Source organism: Sporomusa sp. (genome assembly GCF_057736855.1).
Genome location: NZ_JBYKYF010000038.1, coordinates 1 through 15,342, shown reverse-complemented (window position 1 = coordinate 15,342; position 15,342 = coordinate 1). Strand labels below are relative to the sequence as shown.

The window sequence follows — 15,342 nt, the reverse complement described above, 5'->3', positions numbered from 1 at the left end:
GGCAACTCAGCACACATACACCGCACCCGATACATTTCTTCGCGTCACGCACAACTTTGTAATTTACTGTCGTCAGTGCGCTTACCGACTTTTTGGTACAAGCCTTCACACAGGCCCCGCAGCTAACACAGCAGTCCATATCATAATGAGGCAGAGTCATCCCCATAATCCCAAAATCATGCATTCGTACTTTTGCACAATCATTTGGACAACCCGTCAGCGCCACTTTAACATGCAGGTCGTTGGGGAAAATGGCTTTTTCAATCCGTTTAGCAAACGCCGTAGTGTTATAGCAAGCATACGGACATACATTATTTCCGATGCAAGCTGTAACATTTCTGGTACCTGAAGCAGTATAACCGGTCTGAGGAGCCTCCTGGTTAATATCCAATCCCTCGATAATAGGCTGGAGCATTTCTTTTACTTTCGGCATATCGGCAAATTTGATCCCTGGAAGTTCAAAACCTTGCCGAGTTGTAATATTGACAATGCCGTTACCATACGTTTCTGCAATATTTTGGATAATTGCTAAATATTTTGCCTCCAGATATCCTCCCGGAATACGCACCCTCGCTGCCGTTAATCCTCTGTGCTTTGTCACCCGAAAGGCATTTTTCTTTAGCTTTTTAGTATTGATATCCATTCGTATCCCTCCCTGCTAATCAAGCAGTTGACAGCCTTTCACATAGTTAAATACCGGTCCTTCCAGGCAAACATAGGTATCATCAATTTTACAGTGTCCGCATTTACCTATACCGCAGCACATTTTGCGTTCATGCGAAATCCAAATGTTTTCTGCCCGGAAACCTCGTTGCAATAGTCCCTGGGTAGTAAATTTCATCATCATGGGTGGACCAACCACAATGGCCACTGCCTCATCGACATTGTTCAGTTTCAACTCAGGAATATACTTAGTGACCAAACCGATTTGGCAGCTAGTATCATTCTCTACACAGTCAACCGTTAAAATGACCTCCATCTTTTGCTTCCAACGACCGAAATCTTCGAGAAATAAAATATCTTTCGGTGTCTTAAAGCCGGCAATCAATGTCATACCTTTGGTTTGTTCCATATGGCGGCAAAAATAATCCACAACCCCTCTTACTGGCGAAAGTCCGGTTCCGCCAGCAATGACTACCAGTTCTTTTCCTTGGTAAAATTCGATATCAAAGCCGTTGCCATATGGGCCACGCATAAACAGTGTATCGCCAACATAGCGCTCAAAGATCTCATTGGTAACCTTCCCCACTCGGCGAATAGTCAAATCCACCGTGCCATCGCCAATACCGCTGACAGAAATGGGAGCTTCACCATACTTAGGGATAGAAACTTCAAAAAACTGTCCTGGTTTGACCTCTCCCCGATACGTAAGGCGGAAGGTGTATTCAATATCGGTATGCTTGATAACCTCCTTAATCTCAGAACGAAAAGGAAGATACTCATTAGCCGGCATGAGCGGCCACCTCCTTGATAGCATCTGCCAGTTTATTTACTGAATGGGAAAAAGAAATATACTCTGGGCAAATATCATCACAGCGCCCGCAGCCTACACACATATGATAGCCGTTACGTTTTTTGTAATCATATACTTTGTGGAGCACCTTAAACCGCATTCGCTGACCATTTTTTTGGCGATAAGCACCGCCGCCCGCCACATCCGTAAATCCGTCCACCATACAGGATGCCCATACCCGGCGCCGCTCTCCCACATTGCCGTTGTCAGTATAGAAGATATCCTGCATGGTAAAACAAGTGCAGGTAGGACAGACAAAATTGCAACGTCCGCATTTGATGCAACGGTTGTCATACTCTTCCCACATGCTGGCATGCATGACATCCAGCGTTAGGTCTTCCGGAATATGAACACGGGTTGCAGTTTCGGTTACATATGCTGGTGTTACCTCTACTGGTTGCGCACTATGCGCAGTAAATGCCGCCTCCCAAGCGGGATGCTGATTATCCACATAAACCTTTCCGTTCTTTATTTCCAGATAAGCATCATAACTATCGGATCGGTTGGTTCCCATATCCACACAAAAACAATTGTCAAACGAATGTCGACAGCCAATTAAAATAAACTTTACTTTGTCCCTAAGTCGCTTATAATAGTAATCTTCAACCCCATTTTCCAGATATATGGCATCAAGCCGCTTCACTGCATGCAAATCACAGCTACGTAAAAAGATAATCGCCCCCTTTTTGGGAGGATCAGCTTCTTTTACCTCATCTTCAGTAAAGAAAAACAAGGTTTGAGACAATGGCAACAGAACTTCTTTAAACGAAAACTCTGATTTTGTTACAAAATCAATTTCGTCCACGGTTCGAATTTCTCCGTAACGAACTCGGTCAGTATCGGAGAAAGCACCACCACCCTTAAACAATTTGGGAGCATAGACAAGATATTTTTTAGACCATTCCTGCAATATTTGATTAAATTCTTCTTGTTCTAAGCAATAACCCATGTTTACACCTCTTTCCGTTTATTGATGTAAGATGTAGTATGGAATCATGATAATTACGTTTCCTCGTGCTTTTTTTAACAACCTAATTGTATCTCGCGCCAAAAAAAATGACCGTGACTAACATCACGGTCGTTTAACATATTCTGAAAGTCTATCACGATCAGGTATCATGATTTGACCATCATGGAGCTTAATTAAGCCTTGCTTGGCCAAGCCTTTTAACTGACGCGAAACAGTTTCACGCCTTGAACCTAGCATCTCCGCAAGATAAGTAATACTTAAATCCATAATAATGCTTGTTCCGTCTTCGCAAGAAACACCATAATCTCTAGATAGCTTCCAGAGTTTGGCGGCAATGCGTTTATCACCACGCACTGAGTTGGGAGTATTTTTCAATTGACGATAAAGCCGCCGTACTTTCAGGGCAAACGAGTCCAGCACACGTTTGGTAAGGACAAAATCCTGTTCCATAATCCGCAGAAAGTCCAGTCTGTCAAAACACAAAATTTGCGCCTCTTCAAACGCTTCGCAATTAATAGAGGCCGGAAGCTGTTGTAGCACAACCTCATTAATGAGTTTACCTTTATCTAATAGAAAGATGACCTTTTTCTCTCCCTGGACATCAACAGTATAAAGAGTGACAAGGCCGCTGATAACACAATATATCATTTCCACCGGTTCTTTATCAAAAAATAAATGTTCCCCTTTAGCCAAATGACGCAGCGTACCACAGGATGATAACAGACTAACCGAATGAGGCGACACCTGTTGAAAAACCTCCACAAGCGCCACGGCTTCCTTTACGCTTATATTCATATCATCACCAGTACTTTATTCCTGTCTTCTTTTTAAAAAGTCCGCAGGGCCGATTCCTCCAAGTATCTCTATCAGGAGATGATATTCAACAAATTTTAGCCGAAACCTACTACACATACCTTCATCCAGGCTATATACGATTATATTACAATGGGAAAATTTGGTTATACTAAATATACCTCAATGAAAGCTAGATTAATACGATTCAACAATATACTTTCATTAAGCCTTCAATCTCACTACTACCACTAGCGCCTGCCCTTCACGCACCATTCGATGCCGAGCGCAATAATAATCGCAACAATCGTGATGCTACGAAGCCAATCAAAACCGTTCATAATGCCGGATGCGATGTTAGTCACCAAGATAATTATCAAAAACCATTTTATCATACTCGATAAAAGCCACTCGTTCATTACACACCTCCTAATAATGTAAGTATATACCATATGCAAGTACAAATCATTATTTTTCCATCTATGGATTCTGAAAAATAAAATCTATACCTAGCTTTAAATTTCAATTCGGCTTCCGTACTCTAGGCAAACTCGATTAATGCCCCATTTCTTACTATCTATCCCATAATCTATCCTCGGCATTCGGAAAATCATCCACATAATATACAGCCGTGCTCCCGCATTTGGGACAACATTCTAAATAAGCACCATCACCTATCGCTTTCAAGATTGCACTCTCTGTATTAAACACTTTGCCGCACTTCGTGCATTTGCAACTGCCATATCTCCTTCTCCTTCCAGATAGCTTGATATCATACATAAAACTATTGATGAATAATTTCTTCACCTTTACTCTGCGCAAATATGATTATAAACTCGTTTCGCTTTCATAAGAAAGCCGATTACTTGTTGATACATTCTTCCCGTGAACAAAGTAGTATAAAATCATAGAGCAAAATACTAGGACAGCCAGTGTCATATACATACCGCGAAAACCAACAATCGGTATTATATTTCCTAGTAAGTAAGGACCAAAGCCTACTCCTAGGTCTAAACAAAAGAAAAATGTTGCAGTAGCAAGTCCAAGGCGATGTTGTGCTGCTGCTTTAGTGGCAATCGCTTGTCCACAAGACATTAGCGTACCAAACCCGAGACCGACCAACGCGCCTGACAGTAAGAGAATCACACCACTCCCGGCTTGACTAAGCAATACCAGGCCAAGCGCAAATATCAGCAAAGCAGGATACATGACAATATTATCGCCTTTAACATCCAACAATCTGCCGGTAAATGGCCGTGAAATTAAAATCAGTACCGCATAAATAATAAAAAAGAAACTGGCCGCCGATGTTAAATGAATTTCTATTGCATAAGAATTTAAAAAGGACAAAATACCCGAGTAAGCCATCCCCATTAGAAGCATAACCAAAGAAATCCGAATTGCGCTTTTCTCAAAATAGTATTCCCACTTAAATCCATGCATGGCTTGCTGTTCTTTGGGTACCTTCGATTCAGGTATCCGGGCAAACAGCGTTATAATAATACTCATTACAGCAAAGACCGTACAAACGCCAAAAATCATAGTAAAATCAGCATACTGCATAATAAAAAGTCCTAAGAAAGGGCCAATGGCCATCGCTAACGCTGGACTTAATGAAAAGTAGCTTATTCCCTCTCCCCGTCGTTCCATCGGAATAATATCGGTAATCACTGTCGGCATCACTGTGGTGGCAACACCAAAAGCCGCGCCATGCATAAAACGAACCCCCAGCAACAACACTAAGTTCTTGATGGGAAAGTATGCTAACATAGCCATTAAAAACAAAATCAAACTCCCATGCAGCATTTTTTTACGACCAATAAGCTCTATATATTTTCCTGACAGTAAACGCGAAATAAGACAACCAATCACAAATATACCAGAGGCAAGCCCTGCCTGACTTTGCGAAGCATTAAAGTTTTTTATCGTGTAGAGTGACATTGTCGTCATTAACAAATAAAACGTCAAAGCAATAAAAAAAGTTGATGTAAATATAATAACAAACTCTTTCGACCATAATTGCGATCTTCTCACATTCCTACCCCCGCTTTCAGTTACATACATGTCTCAAACTGATCTCACTTTTTCCCACATAGTCTGCTTGTACACCGAGAACTCATTTCATATTGTTTTGCGCCAACATAAGCAAGCGAGTGAACTGTTCCCGCTCCTGCCTGCTCATCCCCTTCAATAACTGTTTTTCCGCCATTAAACCATTAGACTCCAGCACCTCTGCCAAAGCAATGGCCTTATCTGTCAGGTGCAAACAATTATACCGGGCATCGCGAGCGCTCTTGCCCCGCCTGATAAACCCTCTTGCCTCCAAACGACGCAGGATACCTGTAACCGTCGGATTGGAAAGCATCAGATGGTTCTGCACATCCAATTGATTGATTTCCTCACATTCACGATGCTTTAATAAAAAGACAATCACATCGATCTGTACCGAAGTTAGTCCAAAAGAATCTGCTTTTTGGTTGTGGTATTTAATTAAAGAGTTTGCAAGCTGACAAATCATTCTTACGGTCGCATTTGCATTTTCCATGCTTCCCACCTTCATTAGATAGCATGCTATATATTTTATCACAAACCTATTGAATAAACAACAAAACAAGTTAGCCGCAGACTATGCAGCGACGGGCGCACCGTTTAGCAATTCCTACTGACAAACCTATAGTATGTTTTCAGCACAAAGCCTATTCGCGTAAGTACAAAACCGTTATTTCGCAAATATTCCTTCACCATATCTATTCAAACATAAAGAAACACCCCGAAGGGTGCTCATGGGCCAACGCGGGGACGATGGTACTGTCTGATAGACTTGCCTTAGACAATACCACTGTCCCATGAACCCATGAATAATCATTAATTGGGCGGTTAAGAATCAAAATTTTGTCTTTCTCAATACCCACCACGGCGCCATGCTGGAGTCTTTATGTCCGCTGCCCACAACTTCCCAGATGTTTGCCAAAAAAGCATTCAATCTGCCTAAGAGCATAAAAAACGGCATCAGCGGCAGATAAATGATTCTCGGCCAATCTTCTTCCGGACGTTCGGAAAAAAGTACTACAGCAAGGATATACAGCGCAGTATTCAGTACTAAGTAAAACATATAGACCACAAGCAAAAGAGCGATACTGTAGGTAATAGGATAAAAGGCAAAAAGCACTATTAAAAAAAGAAAATTCATCGGCGGCAGCACAAGATTGGTAATCATTCTAATAATGGCACCAATAAAATTGGGCCAGCCAAGATATTTCGGACGCAGGGTATACAGATGTTTTGATACAACATAATAATAGTCGCCTTCCCAGCGCATACGCTGCCTTAAGTACTGATGTAACGTTTCCGGAACATCAGTATGACACACGGATTCATGGTCAAAAACAATTCTGTAATTCATATCGCTGGTAAAATGCCCCTTGATGCGCAGCGTTATATCGAGGTCTTCCGCCGTACCCGCGTCCCAGCCTTGCACCTGTTGAATAATGGATTTGCGAAAAATCCCAAAAGCCCCCGAAATATTGTTTACCATATTAAAAGCACTCAAAGCGGTTTTAGACGAAGTAATTCCTAAAAAATATTCAATCGACTGAAGCTTGGTCCATATGGTTTTGTCAGCATTGCGTACACGCAGATTTCCGCTAACGCCAACAACACTGGGATCTTTAAAATGCCTGGCAGCTCTTTCAACCATATTATTATCAAACGAGGAATCGCCGTCTACGCGGATAATTATTTCACCGGTTGCATTCCTCATGCCAAGATTCGCGCCGGAAACCAGCCCACCGCGCACCCATTTAGGTAAAATTTTCATGGTTCTGTTGGGATATTTCTTCACCATTTCCATCATGGACTTGGCGGCAATCAGTGTATCTTGATTATCCTTTGCTCCGTCTACAACAATGATAATTTCCATTTTACCGGGATAAATCTGTTCTAAAAGAGATTTTATGGTTCTGATGACATGTTTACCCTCACTATAGCAACAAACAATACAGCTGACCGAAGGATAGTACGGTTCGTATCTTTCCTGCTGCCAATCCTTCTTATACTTGAACATACCTAAAACAACAAATAGAGTCCACGGCAATTCAAAGAAAATAATAAATGGCGCCAGCGTAAGCATACTGGAAATCATCTGGCTATTACTATTCGGCTGAAGTAACATAATCTCAAACATTACATTCCCCTAAAAACTCTTTTCGTACTCTTTCAATAGCTGCTCGGTTATTTTCCTTTCATCCTTTACGTCGTCAAAAATATCAAAGCATTTCGCTGCGATAGAGATATATCTTCTATTGTCAGAGTTAACGAGTTTTTCTAATCCTTTCAGCCTTGCTGTCAGAATTTCTCCACCGGACAACGGGGTTCTAGGCAAGAGTATCCAAAAAACATTGGTTCCCGAATTGGTTGTAAGATCTGTATCTCTCAACATATCTCTTATGCGCGCGCCCAGCTCGTCAAAGGTCTTTTCCAGTTGCATGATTCCCAAATAATTTTCAGATTCATACAATTTGTCGATACGGATACACACAAGTGAAAATATTTCATCACTATATCGCCGTCTTAAATTCACCATCCAACCCAAAAAGTGACAGAAATAATTCATGTCCAGATGTCTGGACTGATTAAAAATATCAACACCCAAATCGATTCTGCCCCGAATCACGGCAGCTTCCCCGGCATCACTCAGCATCATTGAGTAAATCTGTTTAGTTATCAGATTGTCTGTTGCTATTTTTTTGCCGCAGTCAAAGCAGACCGCAGCCACAACCGGGTCTATAAACAATTCAAAACATTTGTTGCATACATAGGATTCCAAAGGTCGGTCATAATCGCTGCCAATATGACGCAACCGCGCGTTGCATTTCGGGCAGATAAGTGCCATGGCATTGCGATATTCTTCTTCAGGTGCAACATTGCCACAGGTAAAACAATGCAGCATTTTCTTTTGCTCAAAGTCTATACTGTCGCAAACCGGGCAGAAATCAACATAGTTTATGTGTCCGCTGCTGCAATAAGGACAAACCCTGATTCTGTCAATAAGTTGTTCATTAACAATCAGCTTTTTATCACGCAGCTTGTTAATAAAAACCAAGCTGTCAGAATCATAACTTCCCGCATCGATAAACAGGCGGACTGCTTCATATTCGTAAAGATTTTTATTGGCTACGCACACCGTAGGAACAATATGCGGTTTCGTATCTTTACGTGAATAGACATAAGTAAGAAATCGTAATCCTAATTCTTGCCCGTTTTTAATCACATCAACAATTTTTATTGTTTCTTTGATTTTTTCTGCTATTGCCAGCATTTCTGCGGTACTTAGTGCACAACCGTCGATGTAAGCTTCTGTACCCGGCACCTCTGCTGTCAGAAAAACCGGCATCAAATAATCATGACTAGAACATCTTATCTTTTGAACTACGTCAAAAACGCTTTGAGCCGCATTCTCGGCACCTGCTACATCTATTAGCAGAACAGCATTGTGTGTCTGTCCGAGGATACTTTCTATGTCAATACATTCTCTGTAATCCGTATTTGCTGCGGCGTAGTCTGGGTTTAATGCCAATCTTACTATGTTAAACTGTTCCATTGCCAATACCTCGTCTGTTAAAAGTTGAAACCCCATTCCACTTTGACCGGCAAGCCGTCAATGTTTTCTGTTTCTGTCAGCGGTTCTGTAAAGTTCAGCCGAACTTGTACCCCCTTCATAGTAATTGGATAGAAGGTATCCGAAATACCGTTGGGAACAGCGGAAGCCTGAACAGGAGACTTTTCAACTATAGCTTCGCAGGTTCTGCCTGAGCCCAAAATTTTTACCTTTACAACTTTTCCCATGTTTACCTTCGCATAATCCTGAGGAGCAATATATGTTATTACATACGGTTTCTGATCTTCCGCTATTATGGCAAGCGGCTCACCTGCCGCAAAGTTCTGTCCTGCCGCAACATTGACATGGTCAATTCTTCCGTCGCTTCCAGCCTTTATTTCGAATGTTTCATCAACATATTTTTTCAAGGCACTAACATTTTTGCGTCCTCTCAATTCAGCCGCAGCTTGTTTTGCCTGCATCAGCTGGTTATGGGCGTGATTTACATCTGCCATGGTTGCGGAATTTCTTTCATAAAGCCACTTTGTCTTAGCCAGAATTTCTTCGCAATACGCGACATTTTGAGCAAGAACAGCTGACGTCTCACTGTCTGTTGCCGCATCTCCCTCAAGGACGGCAATTTGCTGTTTGGCATTGGTGTTGTTTCTTTTTATTGTAAGCAGCACAGTACCTTTTACAACCTCATCGCCGCTTTTTACAAAGACCTTTTCCACTATGCCGTTTTCGTGGAAATTCACTATTTTCTTGTCTGCGGTAATAATACCCGGTGAACTGATATATACAACTTCGTATATCACCTTGCCAACCAGAGAAATAAAAGGAATAAATATCACAAACAACAGCAGATACCAACGCATTTTGGGAAACTTACGCTTACTGGCCGTATATATTATGTTTACATTATTTTCTGCCGTATGATTTGTTTCCTTAGCACTTTTAAATGATACTTTCATGGTCTAGTTCATGTCCTTCCTGAAATCTTCCCAGGATTGTACTACTACATGTTTTATTCCCATTTCCTCGGCATTTGACTTAATGATTGCCATAGCTGCCGTAAAATTCTTCCATCCGGACTTTGCATAGCTTTGAGTAGCATCAAGCGCATGTTCCACGCTTTGGGCAAGCGCAAAATCGCATAGGTCTTGGTTCAAACGCATGTCCCTTATTCTATCAGTTATTATTTCGGTATCGGTCGAATACAGCATTATCGTTATTTCTTTTACAAGCCCTTTAGTAAGTTCCTTATCAACGATGGCCCTAAGCTCGCCCTCTAAATACCTTGGATGAATGGATAGCGAAACAGGTAACTCAGAGACACCGCGCACGGCACGGACTGTTTCAAATAGTCCTTTTATAAGCTCCTGTCTGCGCCCTTCGCTTTCTGGTAGTTGATCAGGTTCTATATCAAGGTGAATACCAGCAAATTTATATCCTTTCAATTGTCTTAACAGTGTGACCAAGTCTTTGCGACCTGCGCTTTCACACCATGACGGATCTCCCAATAAAAGTTGAATGCTTATATCATGTTCTTCGGCTGATTCAAGCAGTCCAATCAGTTCGGATTTTAGCTCGCCATTAGCAATACGTCTGATTTCTTGGCTGTTTAATGAAAGCAGCACGGATGTAAAACCGTAAGACTGCAACGCACGGAATTCTTCGTTTCTTAAAGATGTATCTAAAAACGGCCTAGCATTCCATACGTATACAGTGTCAGCAAAAGCTGGCGTTTCGACACTTCCTACCGGTTCCTGCTTGCTTCTTTCTTCATTGGTTAGTATTGCTGGCCGTACTATTTGCTGCTGTTTTTCGGTTTCAGAAAAACGTGTCTGTTGTATAAAATCGAATGTGCCAAACATACTTTCCGGCAGATTTCCCCCCAACCACTCGGGCGAAAGCAGTTTTGCCCTAACTTTATCGTTCACATCAGAGGGACAGGTTCTTTCGGAAGGTTCCTCTTTAGTTCCTCCCGGGTAAAGATAAGACAGCAAATCTACCTCCGCCTGTATAAGAGCGGCCTCTTCATCCAGCATCTCCATCACAGTCCGATAGTATTGGTTTTTTTTATACTGAATTTGTTCAAACGTATCTCCCGGCAGCATCATCCGTTTAAGCATGTTTTCCCTTATACCCTCTGCTTCTACCATAACATGAGCTTCTTTTGCCCTAATGTTTGTAGCAAGATATTTTTTTTGCGCCCAAATTTGGGAAACATCGCCTTCAAGTCTCAGGATATCCACTTGCATGGCTTGTTTAGCCTGTGCAACATCCTTTTCAAATGCATCGAAGGCATAGTTATCCTTATCTAAAACTCCTTTTATTGGTTCTTTCATGGTAAAGGCAACATATACTCCCTTACCGTCAGAACCGGGATAATCTTTAGAGCCAGCAGCACCTATTGTTAAATCAGCCTCTCGGTCTATGTGACGACTATGACTGACTATTTCTTCATATGTTTTTATTAGTTTTTTATTCATTATGTATGTAGGATGCTTTGTTATATCAAAAACCGGATTTTGAGAAACCGGCAACGTCGGGTATGACAGGCTAACAGCATCATTCCACTGCCTGTTTGTAACAAGACGTATAACATTCATGCCGCGTTCTAAAAGTAATTCGGAAAAGGCTAAATCACTTCTGACATCAGCATAAATAGCCATTAACTGCATTCTGTCTGCAGGCAAAATAAGCCCCTGTTTTTGCCTGTTCATAAGGATTTCATCAGTTTCTTTTTCTGTCGCAAGAAACCTTTGGCAAAACTCGATTTTCTGCTGTGCAGTCCAAACAAGGGTATAAGCCTTCCGGAGAGCGACAAGATGATTAAGACGCAGTACATCGACATTATACTGAGATCTTATTTGCTTTATTTCAGCCTCATACTTGTCTATATCCCCTTTTCGCTTTGTCCCCAAAAGCGGGAATGATATGCCGCCGCTTACATTGAGCTGTTTGTATTTGTCATGGTCCATGCTGGTTGCGGCTGCCGGCTCGTTATTATATCCGTAATTAAGTCCAAGAAAATATTTGGCACCAGCGCGTTGGCTTTGGGCATTGTACCAAGCGGTATCTCTAGCCAATATCATTTCGGCTGCCAAAACTTCTGGGCCCTCGCCAATCATGGTTTCCAGTTCGGACAAATCCGGTAAATTGCGAGTTTCTTCCTTGGCCAAACACGAACGAGACGCAAAACATATAAACAAGGTTATCGCAAACAGTATTAAAATATTTTTATAGGCATACATTTCGTTTAGTGCTCCGTTTTTCCAAAATCAGTTTTTTTATGCATTTGTATCTTTTCTGAAGTGAGTAAACTAGTTTCTCCTTAGCGGTTTAAAAAAGCTTCCCCAAGAACGCTATTGCATTCTAAACGGATGAAATAGCGTTCTTGGGGAGAAACTCGTGTTTAGTTCTCCTAATGGCAATTAGCAATTACAGAGTGCGACCTTATTAGTCACAATCCGTAATTCTTTTCTGAGGTTTAGGCAACGTAATTACCGACAATTCATTATTCTGGCATACCCATCTGCAAGTAGCAGTTTAAGAACTAGTTCTGCAGCTCGTTCTCGTCGCTTGGCATTGATTCCCCCCAGTCGTGCTCAGGACTTTTCCTTCTTACGTTATTAAAAACAGAATGCTTGCGCGAACCACCTTTCGACAATAATTATTCTTCGATAATAATCGACATTTTCCTTTTCTCTATTATTAGGTAAATTCAACCACAAGACATTGTGCCTCTCTGCGAATCCCTTTAATATCACTGTAGACGTGAAAAAGCACCCTGAAGGGTGCTCACCAGTTTATTTGCTCCAATATATGATTTTTCTTTAATTGCGTTAACTTATTCTTCGCTTTCTCAATAGTTCTTCCTAACCCAACAGGCTTTTTCTGGCGTTCAATGTAGTAATAGTCACCAAACATTTGGATAACTGCTTCATCTGGATTCGTTTGCATATACAAAATAGCACCCGGAGCAGCCTCAACGTTACTCATAACAACCATCTCCTTTACCTGTTTTTACCACTATTCGGTAAAAAGTTGTAAAATTCCTGCAATTACAAAAAATTTTACTGCCGGTAGCTGGAGATTTTTTGGCAAACCATCTAATGCTGCATTTGATCTACCTATAATATTTAAACTGACGTAACAATGCTACCACATAACAAAAACAGCCCTAGATTCTTTGGGCTGTCTCTTCTGGGTTACTTCATCTATCTTGTTGTAGACTCTTATGCAAAAATCCTTATTTTCCTACTGGCGGGAGCGTGTAGGAATCGAACCCACCATCGACAGGTTAGTGCCGAACAAACAGTTTTGAAGACTGCAGGAGCCACCAGGCCCCATCCGCTCCCATATAACTTTATATATAATATATCATGAGGCTACCTTTTATTCAAGGTTCACTATACAGAGACATCAATTTCCAAAATCCCCATTTAAAAATACATTTGTTTTTAAATAAAAATCCCTCTTGACATTAATGTTGTCTTTTTGCTATAGTAACAACATCAACTAAACAATTTTAGGCAACGAAGCCTTCGCAAACTTATTGCGAAGGCTTTTCTGTCTATACTCCGGACAATGGCGTCCTGAAAGCTGCTGCTTTTAGGACGCTTTTGTTTTGGATTACTGCAAGGGGGGATGTCATTATCCATACATTTGCTTGTATGAAAAAATACTATTATGTAAAGGAAGGGATAGTAAATGAAAAAATTATGGTTTGTCTTTATCTTATGTATGCTATTCACGCTTACCTTCGTACCAGCAGCCTTTGCTGATGGCGAAACGGCTGCCGTACCAGCTACCATTGATGCTGGTGATACTGCCTTTGTACTTGTATGTGCTGCACTTGTTATGCTTATGACTCCTGGGTTGGCCTTATTCTATGGCGGTATGGTAAGAACCAAAAATGCCTTAAGTACCATAATGCAAAGCTTTTTTGTTCTCGGTTTGGTAAGTGTGCAATGGGCCCTGTTCGGCTATTCGTTAGCCTTCGGCCCAGACACTTAACGGTGTTGGGCAAGAAGCTAATCCTGATTATGCCGCTACCATTCCCCATCAAGCTTTTATGACCTTTCAAGGTATGTTTGCTGTCATTACTGCTGCCTTAATTACCGGTGCTTTCGCAGAACGCATGAAGTTTGGCGCTTTTGTCGTGTTTACCTTACTCTGGACTACTTTTGTCTATGACCCAATTGCCCATTGGGTATGGGGCGTAGGCGGCTGGATACGCGAACTGGGTGCACTTGACTTTGCTGGCGGTACTGTCGTTCATATCGTTTCTGGTGTTTCCGGCCTGGTCATCGCCATAATGATTGGGAAACGTAAAGGCTATGGTACTGAAGTTATGATGCCCCATCACCTCCCAATGACAGTCATTGGCGCTTCATTGCTCTGGTTCGGTTGGTTTGGGTTCAATGCAGGCAGTGCCTTATCTGCCAGTAGTCTTGCCGCAAGTGCTTTTGTCGTTACCCATGTAGCTGCTGCGGCTGCTACCGTATCCTGGGTATTAACCGAATGGATTCATCATGGAAAACCAACCATTTTGGGAGCCGCCTCCGGCTGTGTTGCCGGTCTTGTTGCCATTACTCCGGCTGCCGGCTTTGTCAGCCTCATCCCGGCTGTTATTATCGGACTGGGAGCTGGCATTATCTGCTTCCTAGCAGTCGCAATCATCAAACCGAAATTGGGTTATGACGATTCTCTTGACGCTTTTGGTGTACATGGTATTGGTGGTACCTGGGGTGCTATCGCCACTGGCCTGTTCGCTTCCACGGCAGTTAACCCTGGCGGTGCAGACGGTCTGTTTTACGGCAATCCTGGTCTGGTTGTAAACCAGCTTATCGGTGTAGGCGCTAGCTGGGCATTTGCTGCCATTATGACCTTCGTTATTCTAAAAGCTATCGGCATGTTTATGCAAGTCCGGGTTAACCCTGAGCAAGAAATTCAAGGCCTTGACATCACCGAACACGGTGAGCGCGGTTATGCTTATCAGGATTTTATGGCAGGATCACCTGTTGGCTTGGGTTCTCCTGTAAGTGTTGCTTCTAAAGAAATTATAGTAAAAGAGACAACACTGGCATAAACTGTAATTACCGTATCTGGTGAGAAAAAGGAGGAAATAGTATGCGACCAATAACTAAAATCGATGTGGTTACCCGCCCGGAAAAGTTAGAAGAATTGAAAGAAGCCCTCAGAAAAATTGGGGTTACTGGTATGACAGTGACACAAGTCTATGGTTGTGGCTTAACTAAAGGTCATACTGAAGTATATCGGGGACAAGAATACAGCATCAACTTAGTCCCCAAAGTAAAAGTTGAAATTGTTGTCTGCGAAGTCCCAGTTGAACGCGTTCTGGAGGCCGTCAAAACAGCTTGCCGTACCGGCAAAATTGGGGATGGCAAAGTCTTTGTCTATCCGATTGCCAATGCCAGTACGAATGCGAACGGCATTGGC

Annotated in this window: 13 protein-coding genes, 1 tRNA gene and 1 pseudogene; 2 read left to right on the top strand and 13 right to left on the bottom strand. The window is 42.0% G+C overall.

Going from position 1 to position 15,342, the window contains the following annotated elements; genetic code table 11:
• From asrC to AC29Z1_RS04260, 13 genes are all read right to left on the bottom strand, one after another.
• Positions 1-643: sulfite reductase subunit C (asrC, locus tag AC29Z1_RS04320; RefSeq protein WP_488270226.1), on the bottom strand; the 643-nt coding region annotated here is incomplete at its 3' end.
• 15 nt (positions 644-658) lie between these two features.
• A complete protein-coding gene (asrB, locus tag AC29Z1_RS04315; RefSeq protein ID WP_488270225.1) occupies positions 659-1,453 on the bottom strand; it encodes an anaerobic sulfite reductase subunit AsrB in 795 nt (264 codons plus the stop codon).
• Positions 1,443-2,462 carry an anaerobic sulfite reductase subunit AsrA gene (asrA, locus tag AC29Z1_RS04310; protein WP_488270224.1) on the bottom strand — a complete coding sequence of 340 codons (1,020 nt, stop codon included), beginning with the start codon at positions 2,460-2,462 and terminating at the stop codon, positions 1,443-1,445. Before asrA ends, asrB begins: the two co-directional genes overlap by 11 nt.
• A gap of 123 nt (positions 2,463-2,585) precedes the next feature.
• Positions 2,586-3,278, bottom strand: coding sequence for a Crp/Fnr family transcriptional regulator (locus tag AC29Z1_RS04305; RefSeq protein WP_488270223.1), 693 nt, complete (start codon positions 3,276-3,278; stop codon positions 2,586-2,588).
• Positions 3,279-3,526: 248 nt separating this feature from the next.
• Entirely contained in the window at positions 3,527-3,694 is a 168-nt protein-coding gene (locus AC29Z1_RS04300) for a hypothetical protein (RefSeq protein WP_488270222.1), read from the bottom strand.
• 409 nt (positions 3,695-4,103) lie between these two features.
• On the bottom strand, positions 4,104-5,309 hold the full coding sequence (locus AC29Z1_RS04295) for an MFS transporter (RefSeq protein ID WP_488270221.1): 1,206 nt from the start codon (positions 5,307-5,309) through the stop codon (positions 4,104-4,106).
• A gap of 82 nt (positions 5,310-5,391) precedes the next feature.
• Entirely contained in the window at positions 5,392-5,820 is a 429-nt protein-coding gene (locus AC29Z1_RS04290; protein ID WP_488270220.1) for a MarR family winged helix-turn-helix transcriptional regulator, read from the bottom strand.
• A 339-nt stretch (positions 5,821-6,159) separates the two neighbouring features.
• Positions 6,160-7,458: a glycosyltransferase family 2 protein gene (locus AC29Z1_RS04285; protein WP_488270219.1), complete on the bottom strand. Its 1,299-nt coding sequence runs from the start codon at positions 7,456-7,458 to the stop codon at positions 6,160-6,162.
• A gap of 9 nt (positions 7,459-7,467) precedes the next feature.
• Complete coding sequence (locus AC29Z1_RS04280; protein WP_488270218.1) at positions 7,468-8,874, bottom strand: TackOD1 domain-containing metal-binding protein; 1,407 nt, start codon at positions 8,872-8,874, stop codon at positions 7,468-7,470.
• A gap of 17 nt (positions 8,875-8,891) precedes the next feature.
• Positions 8,892-9,845: an efflux RND transporter periplasmic adaptor subunit gene (locus tag AC29Z1_RS04275; RefSeq protein ID WP_488270217.1), complete on the bottom strand. Its 954-nt coding sequence runs from the start codon at positions 9,843-9,845 to the stop codon at positions 8,892-8,894.
• A 3-nt stretch (positions 9,846-9,848) separates the two neighbouring features.
• A complete protein-coding gene (locus AC29Z1_RS04270; protein ID WP_488270216.1) occupies positions 9,849-12,131 on the bottom strand; it encodes a TolC family protein in 2,283 nt (760 codons plus the stop codon).
• A 547-nt stretch (positions 12,132-12,678) separates the two neighbouring features.
• Positions 12,679-12,879 (bottom strand): hypothetical protein, encoded by a 201-nt coding sequence (locus AC29Z1_RS04265; protein WP_488270215.1) that lies wholly within the window; start codon positions 12,877-12,879, stop codon positions 12,679-12,681.
• Positions 12,880-13,141: 262 nt separating this feature from the next.
• A tRNA-Sec gene (locus AC29Z1_RS04260) sits at positions 13,142-13,238 on the bottom strand.
• Positions 13,239-13,590: 352 nt separating this feature from the next.
• Between AC29Z1_RS04260 and AC29Z1_RS04255 the strand changes: the two are divergent.
• Together AC29Z1_RS04255 and AC29Z1_RS04250 are read left to right on the top strand one after the other, a co-directional pair.
• Positions 13,591-14,971, top strand: a pseudogene (locus AC29Z1_RS04255) (ammonium transporter).
• Between the two features lie 41 nt (positions 14,972-15,012).
• Positions 15,013-15,342, top strand: a 330-nt coding sequence (locus tag AC29Z1_RS04250; RefSeq protein ID WP_488270214.1) for a P-II family nitrogen regulator, incomplete at its 3' end; no start/stop codon positions are given.

Coding starts and splice junctions, on each gene's coding strand:
- asrB (WP_488270225.1), bottom strand. CDS start 1,453: ATGCCGGCTAATGAGTATCTTCCTTTTCGTTCTGAGATTAAGGAGGTT.
- asrA (WP_488270224.1), bottom strand. CDS start 2,462: ATGGGTTATTGCTTAGAACAAGAAGAATTTAATCAAATATTGCAGGAA.
- AC29Z1_RS04305 (WP_488270223.1), bottom strand. CDS start 3,278: ATGAATATAAGCGTAAAGGAAGCCGTGGCGCTTGTGGAGGTTTTTCAA.
- AC29Z1_RS04300 (WP_488270222.1), bottom strand. CDS start 3,694: ATGAACGAGTGGCTTTTATCGAGTATGATAAAATGGTTTTTGATAATT.
- AC29Z1_RS04290 (WP_488270220.1), bottom strand. CDS start 5,820: ATGGAAAATGCAAATGCGACCGTAAGAATGATTTGTCAGCTTGCAAAC.
- AC29Z1_RS04285 (WP_488270219.1), bottom strand. CDS start 7,458: ATGTTTGAGATTATGTTACTTCAGCCGAATAGTAATAGCCAGATGATT.
- AC29Z1_RS04280 (WP_488270218.1), bottom strand. CDS start 8,874: ATGGAACAGTTTAACATAGTAAGATTGGCATTAAACCCAGACTACGCC.
- AC29Z1_RS04275 (WP_488270217.1), bottom strand. CDS start 9,845: ATGAAAGTATCATTTAAAAGTGCTAAGGAAACAAATCATACGGCAGAA.
- AC29Z1_RS04270 (WP_488270216.1), bottom strand. CDS start 12,131: ATGTATGCCTATAAAAATATTTTAATACTGTTTGCGATAACCTTGTTT.
- AC29Z1_RS04265 (WP_488270215.1), bottom strand. CDS start 12,879: ATGAGTAACGTTGAGGCTGCTCCGGGTGCTATTTTGTATATGCAAACG.